Here is a 20,704-nt window from a genome sequence, read left to right as displayed (position 1 = left end):
GCTGACACCCCTGCGTCCTCACTGCTCAGCGCACGCGTCGCGCCTCGCGGGCGACGCGCTGCCGCTCAGGCTCAGCTGCACCCGCTGGTGGAGCCGCAGCCCTCGCAGATGTAGCAGGAGCCGGCGCGCTGCATCTTCGTCCCGCAGGAGAAGCACAGCGGCGCGTCCGCCTGGATGCCCAACTGCATCTCCACCAGTTCGGCACTGGTGTGCACCTGCCGCGGGGCGGCGGGCTCGGCCACCGGGACCTCGGCCTTCGGCACGGCCACGGCCTTCAGCGTCTCCGTCTGGCGGGGTGCCGACTGGGCGAGTCCCTCGACGTCCAGCTCGTCGTCGGTGGGCTCGTAGGAGCCGGTCTCCAGGTGCCGCTGACGCTCGTCGGCGGAGTGGATGCCGAGCGCGGAACGGGTCTCGAAGGGCAGGAAGTCCAGCGCCAGACGACGGAAGATGTAGTCGACGATCGACTGCGCCATCCGCACGTCCGGGTCGTCCGTCATGCCGGCCGGCTCGAAGCGCATGTTGGTGAACTTCGAGACGTAGGTCTCCAGGGGCACCCCGTACTGGAGGCCCACCGAAACGGCGATCGAGAAGGCGTCCATCATGCCGGCGAGGGTCGAGCCCTGCTTCGACATCTTCAGGAAGACCTCGCCGAGACCGTCGTCCGGGTAGGAGTTGGCCGTCATGTACCCCTCGGCGCCACCGACCGTGAAGGACGTGGTGATCCCGGGGCGCCCCTTGGGGAGACGCTTGCGCACGGGACGGTACTCGACGACCTTCTCGACCGCGGACCTGATGGTCTCCTCGGCCTTCTCGGTGATCTCCGCCTTCGCCGGCTCGTCCTTCTTCTTCGCGGAGAGGGGCTGGCCGACCTTGCAGTTGTCGCGGTAGATCGCGAGGGCCTTGACGCCCATCTTCCACGCCTCGAAGTAGATCTCCTCGACCTCTTCGACGGTGGCGGACTCCGGCATGTTGACGGTCTTGGAGAGCGCGCCCGAGATCCAGGGCTGGATCGCGGCCATCATCCGGACGTGGCCCATCGCGGAGATCGAGCGCTCGCCCATGGCGCAGTCGAAGACCTCGTAGTGCTCGGTCTTCAGGCCGGGGGCGTCCACCACGTTGCCGTTCTCGGCGATGTGGGCGACGACCGCCTCGATCTGCTCCTCCTGGTAGCCCAGGCGACGCAGTGCCTGCGGCACGGTCCCGTTGACGATCTGCATGGAGCCGCCGCCGACCAGCTTCTTGAACTTGACCAGCGCGAGGTCGGGCTCCAGACCCGTGGTGTCGCAGGACATGGCCAGGCCGATGGTGCCGGTGGGCGCGATCACGGACGCCTGCGCGTTGCGGAACCCGTTCTTCTCACCGAGGCGGAGCACGTCCTGCCACGCCTCGGTGGCGGCGGCCCACACCGACGTGTCCAGGTCGTCGGCGCGCACGGCCAGGCCGTTGGCGTCGGCGTGCTGCTTCATGACGCGCAGGTGCGGCTGGGCGTTGCGGGCGTACCCGTCGTACGGACCCACGACCGCGGCCAGCTCCGCGGAGCGGCGGTACGAGGTGCCGGTCATCAGCGAGGTGATCGCACCGGCGAGGGCCCGACCGCCGTCGGAGTCGTACGCGTGGCCGGTCGCCATCAGCAGGGCGCCCAGGTTGGCGTACCCGATGCCGAGCTGGCGGAAGGCGCGGGTGTTCTCACCGATCTTCTGGGTCGGGAAGTCGGCGAACGAGATGGAGATGTCCATCGCGGTGATGACCAGCTCGACGACCTTGGCGAAGCGCTCCGCCTCGAAGGACTGGTTGCCCTTGCCGTCGTCCTTGAGGAACTTCATCAGGTTCAGCGAGGCGAGGTTGCACGAGGTGTTGTCCAGGTGCATGTACTCGCTGCACGGGTTCGAGCCGTTGATGCGGCCGGACTCGGGACAGGTGTGCCACTGGTTGATGGTGTCGTCGTACTGGATGCCCGGGTCTGCGCAGGCCCAGGCCGCCTCCGCCATCTTGCGGAACAGGGACTTGGCGTCGACCTCTTCGATGACCTCGCCGGTCATCCGGGCGCGCAGGCCGAACTTCTCGCCGTTCTCGACGGCCTGCATGAAGGCGTCGTTCACCCGGACCGAGTTGTTGGCGTTCTGGTACTGGACGGACGTGATGTCGTCGCCGCCCAGGTCCATGTCGAAGCCCGCGTCGCGCAGGGCGCGGATCTTCTCCTCCTCCTTGACCTTGGTCTGGATGAAGTCCTCGATGTCGGGGTGGTCGACGTCGAGGATGACCATCTTGGCGGCGCGACGGGTGGCGCCGCCCGACTTGATCGTTCCGGCGGAGGCGTCGGCCCCGCGCATGAAGGAGACCGGACCGGAGGCGTTGCCGCCGGAGGACAGCAGCTCCTTGGAGGAGCGGATGCGGGAGAGGTTCAGGCCGGCCCCGGAGCCGCCCTTGAAGATCATGCCCTCTTCCTTGTACCAGTCGAGGATCGACTCCATGGAGTCGTCGACGGCCAGGATGAAGCAGGCGGACACCTGCTGCGGCTGGGGCGTGCCGACGTTGAACCACACCGGGGAGTTGAAGCTGAAGATCTGGTGCAGCAGGGCGTACGCCAGCTCGTGCTCGAAGATCTCGGCGTCGGCGGGCGAGGCGAAGTACTTGTAGTCCTCGCCGGCCTTCCGGTACGTCTTGACGATCCGGTCGATGAGCTGCTTGAGCCCGGTCTCGCGCTGCGGTGTGCCCACCGCGCCGCGGAAGTACTTGCTGGTGACGATGTTGACCGCGTTCACCGACCAGAAGTCGGGGAACTCGACGCCGCGCTGCTCGAAGTTGATCGAGCCGTCGCGCCAGTTGGTCATCACGACATCACGGCGTTCCCAAGCCACCTCGTCGTACGGGTGCACGCCCGGGGTGGTGTGGACACGTTCCATGCGCAGCCCCTTGGTGGCCTTGGCCCCCTTGGCGCGGGAACCCCGTGCCGGACCGCTCGCCGTCTCTGTCATGCCGCCTCCCTGTATCGGGCGATAACGCCCTGAAGTGCCGCGTTCTTCCCTCGGCACGGTGTGCTGTTGCGCGCTGCGGACGTCCTTGTGGGCGCCCTCAGCAAAATTGAGTGGTCGTTGCCGACCGCACGGTCCCGGGTGGCCCCACCCGGTCCGGAGTGTGATCAGCCGCCGGCCGCGGCGGGGGCGGGAACCGTCGGGTTCCGTCCCGGCCCGCGCTCGGCGGTCGCGGACCCCTCGCCCGTGGCGCCAGCGGTGGGCGCCCGCTCGGGGTGCGCCCGCAGTTCCACGATGGCGGTCTCGAAGTCCTCCAACGAGTCGAACGCCCGGTAGACGGACGCGAACCGCAGGTAGGCGACGAGGTCGAGTTCTTGCAGCGGGCCGAGTATGGCCAGACCCACGTCGTGCGTGGTCAGCTCGGCACTGCCGGTGGCCCGCACCGCCTCCTCGACCCGCTGGCCGAGCTGGGCGAGGGCGTCCTCCGTGACGGGCCGGCCCTGGCAGGCCTTGCGCACGCCGTTGATGACCTTCGTGCGACTGAAGGGCTCCGTCACTCCGCTGCGCTTGACCACCATCAGTGAGCAGGTCTCCACGGTCGTGAATCGACGGGAGCAATCGGGGCACTGACGGCGCCTGCGGATCGACGTGCCGTCATCGGTCGTACGACTGTCGACGACACGGCTGTCGGGGTGCCTACAGAAGGGGCAGTGCATCGCGTTCAAGCCTCCTTCAGGGCACGTCCTTGGGGCTTCTCAGGGGCATCAGCCCGGTCGAAGCAGCCCCCAGCATAGGCGATGACCGGAGGGCCGAAGACCCCGGGACCACAACTTCTGGGCTGTCACCGCAATCCAACCACTACATCTGGGGTTTGGCTGCAATTCACAGGCTGCGCGTGTCGTGATCCGACCCATAAACCGGCGAGTAACACGGGCCCCGCCCCGGCCCACAACGGGCCGCCCGCCGACGGCAGTGGGGGCGCCGACGGATCGCGAGGCGGGCACTCGGGCCGGCGGCGGCCGACGCACCCCGGGAAGGGGACGCGCTCCACGGACCTCACCGGGCCGGGCCACTGCGCTCCGTCACGGCTCGGCAGGGTCGGTGGACCCACGGAACGGGCCGGTCCGGGGACCACGGTAGCCGCCCGGGGGCGAGCGCCGCCGACCGGGGCGCCACCTCGCCCCGCGACCCCCTGGTGGCACACTGGCCCGCGGTGGCGCACCCCGGAGGGCCGATGCCTACGCCCGCACGTGCGGGCGCGGGCCCCCTCCGCACATGCGGACGTAGGCCATACACCCGGACGCCTGATCCCGTCAGGACCTCCCCGTTTTTTCACTCGAACGTGTGTTTGGCGCAACCTTTCGAAAGCAACTACCGTTGGCTAGCTAGGGAGAACATCCGAGAGGGGCTGCCGATCATGACCACCACCGCAGACAGTGTCACCATCACCGCCCACGACCGTGCCCAGGGCCGACTGGAGGCGGTGCACGCCATGACAGATGCAGCCACGAACCCGGAGGGGCCCAAGCCCACACGGTCCCTACCCGGCCGACCTCCCGGCATCCGGGCGGACAGTTCAGGGCTCACCGACCGTCAACGACGGGTCATCGAGGTCATCAGGGATTCCGTCCAGCGACGGGGCTACCCGCCGTCCATGAGGGAGATCGGGCAGGCCGTCGGACTGTCCAGCACCTCCTCCGTGGCCCACCAGTTGATGGCCCTGGAGCGCAAGGGCTTCCTCCGCCGCGACCCGCACCGCCCCCGCGCCTACGAGGTGCGCGGCTCCGACCAGCCCACCGCACAGCCGACGGACACCGCAGGCAAGCCCGCCGCCTCGTACGTCCCGCTCGTGGGCCGCATCGCGGCCGGTGGCCCGATCCTCGCCGAGGAGTCCGTCGAGGACGTGTTCCCGCTGCCCCGGCAGCTCGTGGGCGACGGCGAACTGTTCGTGCTCAAGGTCGTCGGCGACTCCATGATCGAGGCGGCGATCTGCGACGGCGACTGGGTGACCGTCCGCCGTCAGCCCGTCGCCGAGAACGGCGACATCGTGGCCGCCATGCTGGACGGCGAGGCCACGGTCAAGCGCTTCAAGCGGGAGGACGGCCATGTGTGGCTGCTCCCGCACAACTCCGCGTACCAGCCGATCCCCGGCGACGAGGCGACGATCCTCGGCAAGGTCGTCGCGGTGCTACGGCGCATCTGAGCCCCTCCGCCGCGAGCAGTACGACCACTCCCCCTGGCCGACCCCGGAACCTCCTGCGCCTGGTTCCGGGGTCTGTTCTTGCCCCGAGGTCCCGGTCAGTCCGCCGGGGCCGCCGCGTCGATCGCCGTGAGGGAGCGGCGGACCTGGTTGCGGTCGGTGGTGGACCAGAAGTCGGGGAGCGAGGACTTGAGATAGCTCCCGTAGCGGGCCGTGGCCAATCGGGGATCGAGAACGGCGACCACCCCGCGGTCGCCCGAGGCGCGGACCAGACGCCCGGCGCCCTGGGCCATCAACAGCGCCGCGTGCGTCGCGGCCACCGCCATGAAGCCGTTGCCCCCCGCCTCCTCGACCGCCTTCTGCCGGGCGCTCATCAGCGGGTCGTCCGGCCGCGGGAACGGGATCTTGTCCATGACCACGAGCTGACAGCTCGGGCCCGGCACGTCGACGCCCTGCCACAGCGACAGCGTGCCGAACAGGCAGGTCCTGGGATCGGCCGCGAAGTTCTTGATCAGCTCGCCGAGCGTCTCCTCGCCCTGGAGCAGGATCGGGTACTCGGGAATCCGCGAGCGCAGCTCCTCGGCCGCGTTCTGGGCGGCCCGCATGGAGGAGAACAACCCCAGGGTGCGTCCCCCGGCGGCCTGGATCAGCTCCGTCAGCTCGTCCAGCATGTCGGACCGGTCACCGTCCCGGGCGGGGCGGTTCAGGTGCTTGGCGACGTAGAGGATGCCCTGCTTCGGGTAGTCGAAGGGCGAGCCGACGTCCAGGCCCTTCCAGACCGGTTGCTCCTCGTCCCCGGGCACGGCCGTGCCCTCCGGTGCGAGCCCCAGGGAGGCCCCCACACCGTTGAAGTCGCCGCCGAGCTTCAGGGTGGCAGAGGTGAGGACCACCGAACGTTCGGTGAACAGCTTCTCGCGCAGCAGCCCCGACACGGACAGCGGCGCGACCCGCAGCGAGGCGCCGAAGCGGTCGTGCCGCTCGTACCAGACGACGTCGTACTCGGAGCCCAGGGTGACGCGCTCCGCGACCGCGTGCACCCCCTCGACGGAGGCCAGGGCCTGTTTGCGCACCGCGTCCTCGTCCTGCACCGACTTGTCACGGGTCGAACCGAGCGCCACGATCACGTTCCGGGTGGCGTCCCGCAACGCCAGCAAGGCGTACCCGAGGTCCTCGGGCACCTCCTCCAACCGGCCCGGCAGGGCCAGCTCCATGACCCGCTCGAAGCCCTCGGCCGCGGTCTGGAGCTGGTCGGCGACCTTCTCGTTGACCAGCTTGGCCGCCCGGCGCACGGCCCGGTTGACCTGTCCGGGGGTCAGCTCGCCGGTGGCCGCCCCGGTGACCCGCGAGACGAGCTCATGGGCCTCGTCCACGATCAGCACCTCGTGCGGCGGCAGCACCGGGGCGCCCTCGATGGCGTCGATGGCGAGCAGCGCGTGGTTGGTGACGACGACGTCGGCGAGCTTCGCCTGCTCCCTGGCCAGCTCCGCGAAGCACTCCGCGCCGTACGCGCAGCGCGTGGCGCCCAGGCACTCCCGCGAGGACACCGAGACCTGCGACCAGGCGCGGTCGGAGACCCCGGGGCTGAGGTCGTCGCGATCACCGCTCTCGGTGTCGCCGGACCAGTCCCGCAGCCGCAGCAGGTCCTGGCCCAGCTTGCTGGACGGGGCGGCGGCCTCGAACTGGTCGAAGAGCCCCTCGTCCTCGTCCTGGGGCACGCCCTCGTGCAGCCGGTGCAGGCACAGGTAGTTCGAGCGGCCCTTGAGCATCGCGAACTGGGGGCGGCGGCGCAGCAGCGGATGCAGCGCGTCGACCGTGCGGGGCAGGTCCCGTTCCACCAGCTGGCGCTGGAGGGCGAGGGTCGCGGTGGCCACCACGACGCGCTCCCCGTGGGCCAGCGCCGGGACCAGGTAGCCGAGGGACTTTCCCGTGCCGGTTCCGGCCTGGACCAGCAGGTGGGAGCCGTCGTCGATGACCTCGGCGACCGCTTCGGCCATGGTCACCTGGCCGGGGCGTTCCGTGCCGCCGACGGCGGTGACGGCGGCGTGCAGGAGCTCGGGGAGAGAGGACTTGGTCATAGGTCGACCAGCCTAGTCCGTGGGTCTGACAGTGGCCGTCCGTACGCCGGTCCCGCCCGGAACCGCACGGGTCGGTTCCGGGCGGACGCCGGGCGGACGGGCGGCGTCAGGAGGCGTGCAGGGGGTTGGGAACCGTGCCGTGCACCGCTGCGTGCGGCCGTTCGGCCCGGTCCCGGTACCCGTCGAGGTGGAGCCGGTTGCGGTTCAAACAGAGTCGGGCGATCTCCGGGGTCAGCAGGTCGAAGGTCTCGTACCGTTCCTTGAGCTCCGGGAAGCGGCCGTGGTGGCGCAGGATCTCGGCCCGGGCCAGCGCCCAGAAGTCCCGCTCCGGCACGCCGAGCTGCTGTTGGTACAGGGGCGCGAGGTACCGGAAGACCCCGACGAACAGGCCGGAGTGGATGAACTGGGTCAGGAAGCCGGGCGGCTCGGTGAGCAGGATCTCGCGCACCTCGTCGGGCATGGCGGCGTGTTCGGGCAGGCGTTCGGAGCTGACGTTCACGTCGTCCACGAAGTCCTTCACCGCGAGCCTGACCGGTACGTCGTCCTCGTCGAAGACGACGATGGTGTTCTCGCCGTGGGGTGAGAAAACGGTTCCGTACTTGTAGAGGAAGCGCAGCAGGGGCGGGAGCAGGGCGGCGAAGAGGCGGCGCAGCCAGGTCCGGGGTTCCAGGCCGGACCGGGAGACGAGTTCCGCGGTGAAGGACCGCCCGGCGGGGTCGACGTGCAGCAGGGCGGCGAGGGTGCGGGCCCGCTCTCCCGGCCGCAGGTGGCGTCCCACCGGTTCCCGCCAGATCGCGCCCAGGAGTTCCTTGTACTGGTACGGCACCTCGCGGAGCGTGTCGTAGACGGGGTGCTCGACGGTCACGGAGGCGACCTCACCCAGAAGGATGACCCGGCACTCCTCGCTGAGGAAGGGGTCCGCGTCCCGCAGGTCCAGCATCCACCCGGTGACGGCGGGGGCGGCGAGGGTGCGCTCGGTGGGCAGTCCGCGCCACACGAGGGTGTTGAGCACCGACAGCGGCAGTTTCACGGTGTGCCGCTCGGGGCGGGAGACGTTCAGGAAGGTGCGGATCGACTGTTGGGGCAGCCGGTCGTCGCCGTCGGTGGGCAGCGGGATGATCGCGTCGCAGGCCACGGACGGGGCGAAGAGCGGGAGCACCACGTCGTCCCACTGCCAGGGGTGCACCGGCAGGTACAGGTACGCGGACGGGTCGACGCCGCGTTCCCGTAGGACCGCCGCGAACGCCTCCCTGGTCGGTGGGGCCAGTTCGCCGGCGTAGAGGTCGTCCGCCCGGTCGAGGCCGCGCACGCCGCGGTAGGTCGCGAGGTCGGTGTGGACCGCGATCCAGGGCAGGGCGACCGCGGTGCGCGCCTCCGGGGCCCAGCGTGCCGTGTCGGAGGCGGAGAAGCCGAGCCGGCCCTTGTTGAGCACCAGCCACGGGTGGCCCGCCTGGTGCCCTTCGAGGTCGGCGTAGGACAGGTCGGCGAGGGTGGCGGCGGGGACGGCGAAGTGGTCGAGCCGGGCGTCGGCGGCGAGGGTCGCGGTGAGTTCCCGGATCACGTGGCCGAGGGTGGCGCCGTCGATCCCGAGGGTCTTGCGGGCGCGGGCCAGGAACTCCAGGGGATCGCCGAACGACCGGGGCCAGGCCCCCACCTCGGTGAGGGTGATGGTGTCGGGGTCGACGTGCCAGCCGCCGTAGGCATGGCGGCGGGCGTGGAAGGTGAGGTGGGTGGAGGGGGCGTCGAGGACGAGGGTGTAGGCGGCGAGGTCGACGGCCCGGTCCGGGAGGCCGACCTCCGCCCCGTCCGGTGGGCCGTCGCCCGGTCCCGGGTGCGGGTCCGTGGCACGCCCGGGTTCGGGCAGCGGCCGGATGATCTCTTCGTAGGCGAACTCGCCGAGCATCTTGGCGAGCAGGCGCTGGCCGACCCGGGCCCAGTTCTCACGGGTCAGCTCGGTGGGAACGGACGGTGTCCAGGGGGCGCCGGGGGTCTCGGCGGAAGGACTCGGCACGGGTACTCCTCGGGAGGGAACCGGATCGGGTCGGGCGGGGTGCGCGGGGCGACGGGATCACGGTGGAGCGCACGGGGAGCGGTCCCGGATCATCAGCGCGGCCGTCTTGTCGGGGAGGGCCACCTCGGCGGCGAGCCGGAACCCCGCCCGGCGGAAAGCGGCGACCGAGGCGGCGTTGCGCCGGTCCGGCTCGGCGACGATCCGGGTGCAGGCGGGGCGGTGGCGCAGGATCTGCTCGCTGACGGCCCCCAGCAGCAGGGAGCCGAGGCCGCGTCCGCGGCGGGAGGCGCCGGCGACGAGGAGGTGGACGCCCGTGTCGTGGGGGCGGGCCGGGTAGTGCCGGGCCAGCGGGTCGAGGTCCGCCCGGTAGACCTCCCAGTAGCTCATCGGGGTGCCGTCGAGGAGACCCAGGCAGGGGATGCTGCGGCCGTCGCCGGCGAGTTGCGGGCCGAGGTGCCGTTCGGTGACGGACGGGGGCCCGGACAGTTCCCAGAAGGCCGCCACCGCGGGGTCGTTCATCCAGTGGCTGAGCAGGGCGAGGTGCCGTTCGAGCACCACCGGGAGCAGGCGCAGGACCCCGGCCCGGGTGGGGGCGGGCCGCCAGTCGGCGAGACCGTCCAGGAGGTCGGGCCCGGCCGGCGGTCGTCCGGGGCCGGGCCCGTCCGGGGCGTGCCGTCCGGGCCCGGGGACCGCCGGCTGCGCACCGCCCCCGCCGTGCCGACCGACGGCAGCGGGGGCGGCGGGCACCGCGGGGTGTTCTCGGTCCACGGGACGGGTCATGTCCCGCAGGAGTGCAGGGGGTTGGCGATGGTGACGTACACGGACTGGGTGTCGACGGGGCCGACCAGTTCGTCGAGGCCGTGCAGCCGGGTGAGCAGATTGGCCTTGCACCGCAGTGCGGGGGTGTCGAGCAGCAGGGCGGGCAGCGGGGAGTTCAGGCGGTCGGGTCCGGTCGCGGCCTCGGCGAGGAAGCGGCGGAAGGCGGCGAGGAGCAGGCGCTCGTCGGCGAGGCGCTGGGAGCCGAGGGCGCCGATCAGTCCGAAGACGTTGTTGATGGCGAGGTAGTAGGCGAAGCGCTCGTTGGTGACCTCGTCGGAGACGAAGGTGTCGCTCTGCTCGCCGATGCCGGGCAGTCGGCGGTCGAGTGCGGCGCGGTGGGACTCGCGGAAGTAGTAGCCCTGGTTGTCGCGGTAGCGTCCGCCGGTCGGCCATCCCTCGGGGTCGAGGAGCAGCACGGTGTTCTGCTGGTGGGCCTCCAGGGCGATGCCGGCCTCGCTGTCGAGCCAGAGCACCGGGCGGACCACCTGCTGGAGGTAGCGCAGGAACCACTCGGCGGCGACCGCTCCGCGCGGGCATCCGGTGCGGCCGGCGAGGCGGGTCACGATCTCGCAGAGTCGGGAGCGCACGGCGGCGTTCGGCGGGGCGGCCGGGCCTTCGGTGCCGGTGCGACGGCCCGCGGCGGGCCTGGGCGTGAGCAGTCCGGCCACGCACTGGGCGTCGCTGCCGTCGGTGAAGGGGTTGTGACGGATCATCACGTCGAGTCCGGGCACCGGCTGGCCGTCGGTTCCCGTGACGGCGAGCCAGGCCGGGTCGCGGACGATGTCGAAGGTGGGGTGCGCGGCCTGCCACTGGTCGGCGAGTCCGGCTTGCAGCAGGCGGTGGACCTCCACTCCGCGGTGGAGTTCCTTGCGGAGGTTCTCCCGGCGGGAGTTGGTGATCCGCAGGCCCAGCGACAGCTTCAGCATGGCGTCGGCACCGGGGCGGTAGAGGGTGCGGACGGACGAGGTCGGGCACCAGGCGGGGCCGTGGGTTCCGAGGTCGCGCAGGAGTCCCCGGTCGAGGAGTTCGCGGGTGTCGGGCCGCAGGGCGAGGTCGCGGATCTGCCAGGGGTGCACGGGGAGCGCCGCGTGTCCGTCGGGCAGGGGCAGTTCGGTGCCGGCGAGGCGGGCGGTGAGGCGGTCCGCGGGGACGGTCCTGCCGTGCTCCGTCCAGGCCGAGTCGGCGGCCAGCACGGAGGGGGCGACGGCGAGCCAGTGCAGGGCGAAGGAGCCGCGCAACTCCGGTGAGTAGCGGGTGGTTTCGGCGTCCGAGAGCCCTTCGCGGCTCTTGGGGGTGGGGTGCAGCGGGTGGCCGAGCAGCAGGGACTGTTCGCCGGAGAGGAAGAGGTCGGGGCCGTCCTCGGGTCGGCGCCGCCGGTCGGTGACGAAGGTGACGGTGCGGCGGACCGAGTCGGCTACCCGTCCGACGAGGTCTCCGCCGTCGTCCTGGGCGGTGGCCTCGCGGCTCAGCAGGGCGGCGAGGGTGACCGCGTCGACGGGCGGCGCGGACTCGGGGGCGCCTTCGACGTAGGGCGGGCCGAAGCGGTGCCAGCCGGTGACGGACCAGTACTGCACCGGGACGAGCAGGGTGGTGGCGCTGGAGTGCAGGGTCAGGCGCAGGGTGCCCTGTGCGGGGGCGGGCAGGTCCTTCTCCCGGACCCAGCAGCGCAGGAGGTTCTCGACGGCCGCGGCCTGGGCGGCGGTGTGCGGGTCGGGGTGGTCCAGCAGGTCGGCGGTGGCGCCGCGCAGCCGCTCCGCGTCGCGGCTCCCTCCCTTCTGCCGGGGAACCGTACCGGGCTCCGTCTCCGACGGGGACGGTGCGGCACACAGCCCTCCCGCGTGGTGAGGGGGACGGCGGTCGGGTGCGGGGGTGGCGTTCAACAGGGCTTCCTTGGGGGGTTGTCCGGCCCGTGCGGTGACGGGCCCGCTACTCGGTGTTGTCGTTCTTCCTACGGGGCCCGGGAAGGGTGTCCCGGGGACGGGGGTTCCCGGGAGCTGCGGGCGGCGGAGCCGCCGCCCGGTCACGGGTGGGGGCGGAAGGCGCGGGACGCTGCGGCGATGGCGTCGGCCAGGCGGTCGAGGACGGCGGCGGCCTGTTCGTCGGTGAGGGTGAGCGGCGGCAGGATGCGCACGACGCTGGCGTCCCGGCCGCCGAGTTCCACGATGAGTCCGCGGTGGAGGCAGGCCCGTTGGACGGCGGCGGCCAACTCGGGGGCGGCGGGCGGCGGCCCGGGCGCGGTCAGCACCTCGGCGGCGGGGTCGACCAGTTCGATGCCGATCATCAGGCCGCGGCCCCGTACGTCGCCGACGCAGGGGTGTTCGGCGGCCAGTGCCTGGAGTTGTCCGACCATGCGGGCGCCGAGGACGGCGGCGCGGTCGGCGAGGCCGTGTTCGCGGACGTACGCGAGGGTCGCGGTCCCGGCGGCCATCGCCAGTTGGTTGCCGCGGAAGGTGCCGGCGTGCGCCCCGGGTTGCCAGACGTCGAGGTCCTCGTGGTAGACGATGACGGCGAGCGGGAGGCTGCCGCCGATCGCCTTGGAGAGCACCATGACGTCGGGGGTCACTCCGCTGTGCTCGACCGCCCAGAAGGCACCGGTGCGGCCGACGCCGGTCTGCACCTCGTCCACGATCAGGGGGATGTCCCGGGCCGCGGTGAGGGCCCGCATCCGACGCAGCCAGTCGTCGGGGGCGGGGATGACGCCGCCCTCGCCCTGCACGGGCTCCAGGATCATCGCGGCGGGGTGGGGGACCCCGGACTTGCGGTCGTCGAGGAGGGATTCGGTCCAGCGCGCGGAGAGTTCGGCGCCCCGGGGGCCTCCGGTGCCGAACGGGCAGCGGTAGTCCTGCGGGTACGGGAGCCGGGTGACGCGTACCTCCGGCGCTCCCCCGGATGCGGCGAGCGCTCCGGCCGTCATGCCGTGGTAAGCACCGGTGAACGCGAGGACGCCCTCGCGGCGGGTGGCGGTGCGGGCGAGCTTGAGGGCGGCCTCGACGGCGTCGGTGCCGGCGGGCCCGCAGAACTGGATGCGGGCCCGCCCGGCGAGCCCTGCGGGCAGGGTGCGGAAGAGTTCCGTGATGAAGGCGTCCTTGACGGGGGTCGCGAGGTCGAGGACGTGCAGCGGGGCGCCGGAGTCGAGGACCTTGCGGATCGCGGCCAGCACGACGGGGTGGTTGTGGCCGAGGGCGAGGGAACCGGCGCCGGAGAGACAGTCGAGGTACCGACGGCCGTCGGCTCCCTCGATGGTCAGTCCACGGGCACGCACCGGGACGATCGGCAGGGCGCGGGCGTACGTGCGCGCCGCGGACTCCCTGGTCGACTGCCGGTGGAGGATCCCCTCGTGTGCGGTGGTCACCGCCGAGGGCTCGGTCACGGCCACGCCTGTCGTTCCTCCCGCTGCGTAGGGGCCGGTGCCCGCCCCGTCGAGGGGCGGATCGGCACGGGGGCCGAACGCCGGTGGCGCGCCCCCCGTACCTACCAACGACGGGAGTTGCCGTGGATCACGGGCCAATCCGAAGATCCTTCCCGTGACGGAACCGTTGCCGTTCCGTCGGTCGTCCTGCACGGCACCGACATAGTGTGGGGGAGCCGTTCGGCCGGAACGGAACCGGTGGCGCCCGCGAACACGGCGCCCCGCTCGAACGGTTCCGCCGATTCCACCGGCCCCGGCAGTACCCACCGTCCCGAACCAGGGGGAGTCACACCATGCGATCCATACGCCCGCTCTTCACCGCGCGCCGTGGAGGGAGCGCGCACCGCAGGAGGCCGGTGACGGTCGTGGTCGCACTCGGCGCGGCGCTCGCGCTCACCGCGACGGCCTGCGGCTCCGAGGACGACACCGCGGGTGGTCAGTCGACGGCGCAGGAGACCCCGGCGGACGACGGCAAGATCAAGATCCCGGACGACATCAAGAACCGGCTCAAGGACCACGGGATCGACCTGGACAAGTGGCGGGACGGCGCTTGGAAGGACTGGGACAAGGACACCTGGCTGCGCGAGGCGCAGGACTTCGTCAACCCGATCATCGACGGTCTCTGGGACCCGGACCGGATGCGGGACGCCGAACAGCCCGACAAGGGCGTCGAGGAGGGGGACATCTCCGACGACCAGGGGGTGACCGACCCGACGCCGAAGCCGGTGGACGCGCAGCCGGTGAGCGCTCCGTACCAGAAGGACGCGCCGGAGGCGGGCAAGGTCTTCTTCGACGGCCCCGACGGCTCGATGGTCTGCTCGGCGACGGTCGTGAAGGACCCGGCGAACCCCGGCAAGTCCAACCTGGTGTGGACGGCCGGGCACTGCGTGCACGCGGGCAAGAGCGGCGGTTGGTACCGCAACATCGCCTTCGTGCCCTCGTACAACGGCGAGGGCAAGTCGGCGGCGCAGTTGGAGACCGCGTCGCGTGAGGACGTCGCCCCGCTCGGGGTGTGGTGGTCCGACTGGGCGCAGACCTCGACGCAGTGGATCGAGCAGGGCGGCCCGACCGGTGGCGCGGGCGCTCCGTACGACTTCGCGGTGCTGCACGTGACGCCCGAGAAGGGCAGCGGCAAGTCGCTGGAGGAGACGGTGGGGACGGCGCTGGAGGTCGACTTCGACGCCCCGGCCGTGGCGCAGATCGAGAGCCTGACGGCCAAGGGCTACCCGGCCGCGGCTCCGTTCGACGGGCAGCAGATGCGCCAGTGCCAGGACAAGCCGGGCCGGCTGTCGCTCACGGCGGACGCCCCGACGATGTACCGCATCGGCTGCACCATGACCGCCGGTTCCTCGGGCGGCGGCTGGATCGGCCAGGGCTCGGACGGCGAGTCGGTGCTGATCTCCAACACCTCGATCGGCCCGGTCACGGCCGGCTGGCTGGCGGGGCCCCACCTGGGCGCCGAGGCCAAGGGCGTGTACGACTCGGTGAGCAAGAAGTTCGCGGGACAGTAGCGGCAACGACACCGTGCCCCGTCCGACCTCCGGTGGAGGCGGGCGGGGCACGGTGTTGTGGTCAGCCGGTGCGGGTCGCGCTCAGGCGGTGACCTGCTGTGCGGTGGCCGCGGGCACGTACGGCGCCAGTTCGGCGGCGAGCTCCTCGTGGACCAGGACCTTGAGCAGGGTGCCCTCGGCGGTGTGCTCCTCCGAGGTCACCTCGCCCTCGGAGTGGGCCCGGGCGACGAGCTTGCCGTGCGTGTACGGCACCAGCGCCTCGACCGCGATCTTGGGCCGGGGCAGTTCGGAGTCGATCAGCGCCAGCAGCTCGGGGATGCCTTCGCCGGTACGGGCGGACACCGCGAGGGAGTGCTTCTCGATCCGCATCAGCCGCTGGAGGACGAGCGGGTCCGCCGCGTCGGCCTTGTTGATCACCACGATCTCGGGCACATGGGTGGCGCCCACGTCACGGATGACCTCCCGGACCGCGGCGAGCTGCTCCTCCGGCGCCGGGTGCGAGCCGTCCACGACGTGCAGGATGAGGTCGGAGTCGCCGACCTCCTCCATCGTGGAGCGGAACGCCTCGACGAGGTGGTGCGGCAGGTGCCGGACGAATCCGACGGTGTCGGCGAGGGTGTAGACCCGGCCGCCGGGGGTCTCGGCCCGGCGCACGGTCGGGTCGAGGGTGGCGAACAGGGAGTTCTCGACCAGGACGCCCGCCCCGGTCAGCCGGTTGAGCAGCGAGGACTTCCCGGCGTTGGTGTAGCCCGCGATGGCGACCGAGGGGACCTTGTTGCGGCGCCGTTCCTGGCGCTTGATGTCGCGGCCGGTCTTCATCTCCGCGATCTCGCGGCGCATCTTGGCCATCTTCTCGCGGATGCGCCGCCGGTCCGTCTCGATCTTGGTCTCACCGGGACCGCGGGTGGCGAGCCCGCCGCCCTTGCCGCCGCCCATCTGACGGGACAGGGACTGGCCCCAACCGCGGAGCCTGGGCAGCATGTACTGCATCTGCGCCAGCGCCACCTGCGCCTTGCCCTCACGGGACTTGGCGTGCTGGGCGAAGATGTCGAGGATCAGCGCCGTCCGGTCGATGACCTTGACCTTGACGACGTCTTCGAGGTGGATGAGCTGGCCGGGAGAGAGCTCACCGTCGCAGATGACGGTGTCGGCACCGGTCTCGACGACCAGGTCCAGCAGCTCGCGGGCCTTGCCGGAGCCGATGTACGTGGCGGCGTCGGGCTTGTCGCGGCGCTGGATCACGCCGTCGAGCACCTGGGCGCCGGCCGTCTCGGCGAGGGCGGCCAGTTCCGCGAGGGAGTTCTCCGCGTCCTGAGCACTGCCCGAGGTCCAGACACCGACGAGGACGACCCGCTCCAGCCGGAGCTGCCGGTACTCGACCTCGGTGACGTCCTCCAGCTCGGTCGACAGGCCCGCGACGCGCCGCAGGGCCGCACGCTCGGAGCGGTCGAGCTGCTCGCCGTCCCGTGCGCCGTCGATCTCGTGGCTCCAGGCGACGTCCTCTTCCATCAGGGCATCGGCCCGAAGACCTTCGGTGCTGTTCAGCGGGAGTGTCTGCGCGTCCTGGGAAGGGGAAGAAGAGGAGGTCATTTGATCCTTACGTCGATGGGGAGCAGTGCGGGGACGGGCCTCGGGCCCCACCCCGTGAAAGCGCTGACGGAGGGATACCCCGTCAATCGGTGAACGTGCGGGAGCCTCCGGAGATTCCCGGAACCCTCCCGGCCCGGGTGGCTTCCCACCGGGCCGGCGCAGCGCCGCCGACCTGACGATGGTCGCACGGAACGGGTCGTCTCGTCACGGGGGTTTTCCGTTCGGTCGAACGGAGCCCCGGTCCGCGGTGTCACGACCGGGCGGCCCCCGACTTCTTCGTGGGCGCGGGGGTGCTCCACTCGGGGTGGCCGGGCATCGGCGGGGTGGTGGTTCCGTACAGCCAGTCGCCGAGGAAGCCCCGCAGGTCCCGGGCGGCGACCGCCGACGCGAGGTCGACGAAGTCCTGCGTGGTGGCCGTGGAGTCACGGTGGGTGGTCACCCAGGTGCGCTCCAGCCGTTCGAAGGCGCGGTGGCCGATCTCCTGGCGCAGGGCGTAGAGGACGAGGGCGGCCCCGTCGTAGACGACCGGGCGGAAGATGCTGCCGCCGTGACCGGGGGCGGGCACCTTCGGCTTCGCGGGCGGGCCGCCGGCGGCCCGCCACGCGTCGGACGCGCGGTAGGCGGCGCGCATCCGCACGTCCAGCGCCTTGTGGCCGTGCTCGTCGGCGTGGAGGGCCTCGTACCAGGTGGCGTGGCCCTCGTTGAGCCACACGTCGGACCAGACGCGGGGGCTGACGCTGTTGCCGAACCATTGGTGGGCGAGCTCGTGCACCATGATCGACTCGATGTACCAGTCCGGGAACCGGCCGCCCAGGAAGAAGTCCCGTTCGAACAGGCTGAGCGTCTGCGTCTCCAGCGCGAACCCGGTGTCCGCCTCGGCGACCAGCACCCCGTACGTCTCGAAGGGGTAGCCGCCGAGCTTCCGTTCCAGCCAGCTGATCTGGTCGGGCGTGCGGCGCAGCCAGGGTTCCAGCGCGGCCCGGTCCTTGCGGGGCACGACGTCCCGCAGGGGCAGCCCGTGCGGGCCGGGGCGGTGCCGGACGGTGGACGTCCCGATGGAGACCTGGGCCAGTTCGGCGGCCATGGGGTGCACGGTGCGGAAGGTGCGGGTGGTGGTGTCGCCGTGTTCCTCGACGCCCGCGGGCAGTCCGTTCGCGACCGTGGTGAGCGCCCGGGGTGCGGTGACGCGGAAGGTGAAGTGGGCCTTGTCCGAGGGGTGGTCGTTGCAGGGGAAGACGCGGTGGGCGGCGTCGGGCTGACCTGCCGTCACCAGGCCGTCGGCGGTGCGGATCCAGCCGCCCTCGCCGTCCTCGCCGGGTGACGGGTCACTGGTGTGGCGCACGGTGACGCCCAGTCGGGTCCCGGGGAGGACGGGGCGGTCGGGGGTGACGACGAGGTCCTCGCCGGCCTTGGCGAAGCGGGCGGGCGCCCCGTCGACCTCGACCGCGTCGACCTCGCCGGCCGTGTGGTCCAGGTGGAACCACTCCAGCCGGGCGGTGGCCCGGGCGTCGATCCGGGTCACGCCCCGCACGGGGTCCTCGGGCGCGCCGGTGTAGGTGAGGGACACGTCGTAGGCGTGCACGTCGTACCCGGGGTTGCCGAGGTAGGGGAAGAGGCGGTCGCCGACGCCCGCCGGGGCCAGCGGCGCGGGGGCGCTGGCGGCGATCAGACAGACGGAGGCGGCGACGGCGAGCAGCGCGCCCCGGGTGCGGGGCGCCTTGGGGCCCGGGGGGCGGGACGGTCGGGGGGCCCTGGTGCGGGCGGTGAGCTGCATGGGCCACCGCTACCAGCGGGCGGCCCGTGCGCGCCGGCGACTCGCGCCGCGCCCACCCGAACGGGCGGTGGGCGCCGGCGCGGGTCGCGGGGCAGTGCGCTACGAGGGGGCGACCGCCGGGTGTTGGGCGCGGCTGACGTCGTAGACCCCGGCGACGTTGCGCATGGCCTTGATCAGGGCGGGCAGCCGTGCCGCATCGGGGAGTTGGAGGGTGTACGTGTGGCGGACCTGTTGGCGGGAGGGGGGTTCGACCGTGGCCGAGACGACGGCGACGCCTTCCTGGGCGATGGCCTCCGTGAGGTCGGCGAGCAGGTGCGGGCGTCCGAAGGACTCGGCGACCAGGGTGACGCGGTACTCGGCGGTGTCGCCCCAGCGCACCCCGACCTCGGGGCGGGCGACCTCCTTCATCCGGGTGACGGAGGAGCAGGCGACCCGGTGGACGGTGACGACTCCCCCGCGCACGGCGAAGGCGGTGATCTCGTCCGGTGGTACGGGGGTGCAACAGCCCGCCAGGCGTACGGAGGCGCCGGGGATGTCGACGAGGGCGCCGGCGCCCACCGGGCGGGAGGAGGGGGCCGGCTGGGGCGCCCTGGGGGTGGCCTCGGGGGCTTCGGCGACCTCGGGGTGATCGGTGAGCCAGCGTTGGATGGCGATCCGTGCACCCGGGGCCACGGCGTGGTCCAACCACTCCCGGGAAGGGCCGGACGCCGTGTCCTGGCTCATCAGCAGTTGCACCGTGTCGCCGTCGCGCAGCACGGTGCCGAGGGCCGCCAGGCGGCCGTTGACCCGGGCTCCGATGCAGGCGTGGGCGTCCTCGCCGTACTGCGCGTAGGCGGCGTCCACGCAACTGGCCCCCACCGGGAGGCCGAGGGTGCGGCCGTCGGTGCGGAACACGGTGATCTCGCGGTCCTGGGCGAGGTCCTCGCGCAGGGCGGACCAGAAGGTGTCGGGGTCGGGGGCGGACCGCTGCCACTCCAGGAGGCGGGAGAGCCAGCCCGGTCGGGTGGGGTCGGCCCGCTCGCCGTCGGGGGCCGCGGGGTCCGTGCCGGCCGGGCCCCCCGGCGGGACCGTGCCCTCGTCGGCGCCGGTCGGGTAGGGGCTGCCGAGGGCGACGACGCCGGCCTGCGCCGTCCGGTGCATCTGCTGGGTGCGGACCAGGACCTCGACGACCTCGCCGTCCCGGCGGGCCACCGCGGTGTGCAGGGACTGGTAGAGGTTGAACTTCGGTACGGCGATGAAGTCCTTGAACTCCGAGACGACCGGGGTGAAACAGGTGTGCAGTTCGCCGAGGACGGCGTAACAGTCGGCGTCTTCGGCGACGAGGACCAGCAGCCGACCGAAGTCGGCGCCGCGCAGTTCGCCGCGCTTGTGGCGCACCCGGTTGACGGAGAGCAGGTGGCGCGGCCTGATCTGCACCTCGGCCGGGATGCCGGCGTCCCGCAGGACGGCGCGCACCGCTTCGGCGGTGTCGGCGAGGGGGTCGTCGGCCCGTGCCGCGTTCTCGCTGACGAGGTGTCTGGTCTGCGCGCACTCCTCGGGGTGGAGGATCGCGAAGACGAGGTCCTCCAGCTCGGTCTTGAGGGCCTGGACGCCGAGGCGTTCGGCGAGCGGGATGAGGACGTCCCGGGTGACCTTGGCGATGCGTTCCTGCTTCTCGCGACGCATCACGCTCAGGGTGCGCATGTTGTGGAGCCGGTCGGCGAGTTTGATCGACATCACCCGGACGTCGTTGCCCGTGGCGACGAGCATCTTGCGGAAGGTCTCGGGTTCGGCGGCGGCGCCGTAGTCGACCTTCTCCAGTTTGGTGACGCCGTCGACCAGGAAGCACACCTCGTCGCCGAACTCCCGGCGCACCTGGTCCAGGGTCACCTCGGTGTCCTCGACGGTGTCGTGGAGCAGGGACGCCGTCAAGGTGGTGGCCTCGGCGCCGAGTTCGGCGAGGATCAGGGTGACCGCGAGCGGGTGGGTGATGTACGGCTCGCCGCTCTTGCGCATCTGCCCCCGGTGCGAGGACTCGGCGAGCAGGTAGGCGCGGTGCAACGGTTCGCTGTCGGCTTCCGGGTGGTGGGCGCGGTGGGCCTCGACCACATGGCTGATGGCGTCCGGCAGTCGGTCCCGGGTGGCCGGCCCCAGCAGGGCGGCACGTCCCAGTCGGCGCAGGTCGATGCGGGGGCGACCGCGCTTGCGGTGTGCTCCGGGCGTGAAGGACAGGGGGGTCGCAGGGTTTGTGGCCTCCGCGCTCATGGGCACCTCCGGCTGCATCGACCGGCGGTGCGGAACGGTCGCCTCCAGACGTTCAACTGCTGGAGGTGTGCGGGTGTTCTCCCGTCCGGGCCGGTGCTT

At 72.1% G+C, this 20,704-nt stretch carries 12 protein-coding genes; 2 read left to right on the top strand and 10 right to left on the bottom strand.

All coding sequences use genetic code 11. The annotated features are described in order from the left end of the window. Nucleotides 1-71 precede the first annotated feature (71 nt). Together ACFWIA_RS19525 and nrdR are read right to left on the bottom strand one after the other, a co-directional pair. Nucleotides 72-2,975: a vitamin B12-dependent ribonucleotide reductase gene (locus tag ACFWIA_RS19525; protein WP_387006599.1), complete on the bottom strand. Its 2,904-nt coding sequence runs from the start codon at nucleotides 2,973-2,975 to the stop codon at nucleotides 72-74. Nucleotides 2,976-3,139: 164 nt separating this feature from the next. Further along, nucleotides 3,140-3,688: a transcriptional regulator NrdR gene (nrdR, locus tag ACFWIA_RS19520; protein WP_387006724.1), complete on the bottom strand. Its 549-nt coding sequence runs from the start codon at nucleotides 3,686-3,688 to the stop codon at nucleotides 3,140-3,142. Nucleotides 3,689-4,389: 701 nt separating this feature from the next. Here nrdR and lexA point away from each other — a divergent pair. Next, nucleotides 4,390-5,175, top strand: coding sequence for a transcriptional repressor LexA (lexA, locus tag ACFWIA_RS19515; RefSeq protein WP_387006596.1), 786 nt, complete (start codon nucleotides 4,390-4,392; stop codon nucleotides 5,173-5,175). 95 nt (nucleotides 5,176-5,270) lie between these two features. On the opposite strand, the gene ACFWIA_RS19510 is transcribed toward lexA, so the two are convergent. The 5 genes from ACFWIA_RS19510 to ACFWIA_RS19490 all read right to left on the bottom strand — a co-directional run bounded on the left by ACFWIA_RS19510 (nucleotide 5,271) and on the right by ACFWIA_RS19490 (nucleotide 13,453). Continuing rightward, nucleotides 5,271-7,247, bottom strand: a complete 1,977-nt coding sequence (locus ACFWIA_RS19510) for an ATP-dependent DNA helicase (RefSeq protein WP_387006593.1) — start codon at nucleotides 7,245-7,247, stop codon at nucleotides 5,271-5,273. A 106-nt stretch (nucleotides 7,248-7,353) separates the two neighbouring features. After that, nucleotides 7,354-9,258 carry an IucA/IucC family protein gene (locus ACFWIA_RS19505; protein WP_387006590.1) on the bottom strand — a complete coding sequence of 635 codons (1,905 nt, stop codon included), beginning with the start codon at nucleotides 9,256-9,258 and terminating at the stop codon, nucleotides 7,354-7,356. 57 nt (nucleotides 9,259-9,315) lie between these two features. Next, nucleotides 9,316-10,038 (bottom strand): GNAT family N-acetyltransferase, encoded by a 723-nt coding sequence (locus ACFWIA_RS19500; RefSeq protein ID WP_387006587.1) that lies wholly within the window; start codon nucleotides 10,036-10,038, stop codon nucleotides 9,316-9,318. Further along, nucleotides 10,035-11,957: an IucA/IucC family protein gene (locus ACFWIA_RS19495; RefSeq protein ID WP_387006584.1), complete on the bottom strand. Its 1,923-nt coding sequence runs from the start codon at nucleotides 11,955-11,957 to the stop codon at nucleotides 10,035-10,037. The genes ACFWIA_RS19500 and ACFWIA_RS19495 overlap by 4 nt, the downstream gene beginning before the upstream one ends. Before the next feature lie 140 nt (nucleotides 11,958-12,097). Then, nucleotides 12,098-13,453 carry a diaminobutyrate--2-oxoglutarate transaminase family protein gene (locus ACFWIA_RS19490; protein WP_387006582.1) on the bottom strand — a complete coding sequence of 452 codons (1,356 nt, stop codon included), beginning with the start codon at nucleotides 13,451-13,453 and terminating at the stop codon, nucleotides 12,098-12,100. Between the two features lie 326 nt (nucleotides 13,454-13,779). Here ACFWIA_RS19490 and ACFWIA_RS19485 point away from each other — a divergent pair, with 326 nt between their 5' ends. Next, complete coding sequence (locus tag ACFWIA_RS19485; RefSeq protein ID WP_387006579.1) at nucleotides 13,780-14,997, top strand: trypsin-like serine peptidase; 1,218 nt, start codon at nucleotides 13,780-13,782, stop codon at nucleotides 14,995-14,997. Nucleotides 14,998-15,078: 81 nt separating this feature from the next. Here ACFWIA_RS19485 and hflX read toward each other — a convergent pair whose 3' ends face one another. From hflX to ACFWIA_RS19470, 3 genes are all read right to left on the bottom strand, one after another. Then, nucleotides 15,079-16,587: a GTPase HflX gene (gene hflX / locus ACFWIA_RS19480; protein ID WP_387006576.1), complete on the bottom strand. Its 1,509-nt coding sequence runs from the start codon at nucleotides 16,585-16,587 to the stop codon at nucleotides 15,079-15,081. A gap of 250 nt (nucleotides 16,588-16,837) precedes the next feature. Then, complete coding sequence (locus ACFWIA_RS19475) at nucleotides 16,838-18,361, bottom strand: M1 family metallopeptidase (protein ID WP_387006573.1); 1,524 nt, start codon at nucleotides 18,359-18,361, stop codon at nucleotides 16,838-16,840. Nucleotides 18,362-18,460: 99 nt separating this feature from the next. Continuing rightward, the gene (locus tag ACFWIA_RS19470) at nucleotides 18,461-20,605 is read right to left on the bottom strand and encodes a RelA/SpoT family protein (RefSeq protein WP_387006570.1); all 2,145 of its coding nucleotides are present in this window, start codon (nucleotides 20,603-20,605) and stop codon (nucleotides 18,461-18,463) included. Nucleotides 20,606-20,704: the final 99 nt, after the last annotated feature.

It is taken from the genome of Streptomyces sp. NPDC127068, from assembly GCF_042724695.1.
Lineage (GTDB): Bacteria > Actinomycetota > Actinomycetes > Streptomycetales > Streptomycetaceae > Streptomyces.
Note: the sequence above shows the minus strand (reverse complement) of the source record. Positions and strands in the feature narration are given on the sequence as shown.

Excerpts from the sequence above, each read along its gene's own strand:
- ACFWIA_RS19525 (WP_387006599.1), bottom strand. The coding sequence starts at position 2,975 with ATGACAGAGACGGCGAGCGGTCCGGCACGGGGTTCCCGCGCCAAGGGG.
- nrdR (WP_387006724.1), bottom strand. The coding sequence starts at position 3,688 with ATGCACTGCCCCTTCTGTAGGCACCCCGACAGCCGTGTCGTCGACAGT.
- lexA (WP_387006596.1), top strand. The coding sequence starts at position 4,390 with ATGACCACCACCGCAGACAGTGTCACCATCACCGCCCACGACCGTGCC.
- ACFWIA_RS19510 (WP_387006593.1), bottom strand. The coding sequence starts at position 7,247 with ATGACCAAGTCCTCTCTCCCCGAGCTCCTGCACGCCGCCGTCACCGCC.
- ACFWIA_RS19500 (WP_387006587.1), bottom strand. The coding sequence starts at position 10,038 with ATGACCCGTCCCGTGGACCGAGAACACCCCGCGGTGCCCGCCGCCCCC.
- ACFWIA_RS19485 (WP_387006579.1), top strand. The coding sequence starts at position 13,780 with ATGCGATCCATACGCCCGCTCTTCACCGCGCGCCGTGGAGGGAGCGCG.
- hflX (WP_387006576.1), bottom strand. The coding sequence starts at position 16,587 with ATGACCTCCTCTTCTTCCCCTTCCCAGGACGCGCAGACACTCCCGCTG.
- ACFWIA_RS19475 (WP_387006573.1), bottom strand. The coding sequence starts at position 18,361 with ATGCAGCTCACCGCCCGCACCAGGGCCCCCCGACCGTCCCGCCCCCCG.
- ACFWIA_RS19470 (WP_387006570.1), bottom strand. The coding sequence starts at position 20,605 with ATGAGCGCGGAGGCCACAAACCCTGCGACCCCCCTGTCCTTCACGCCC.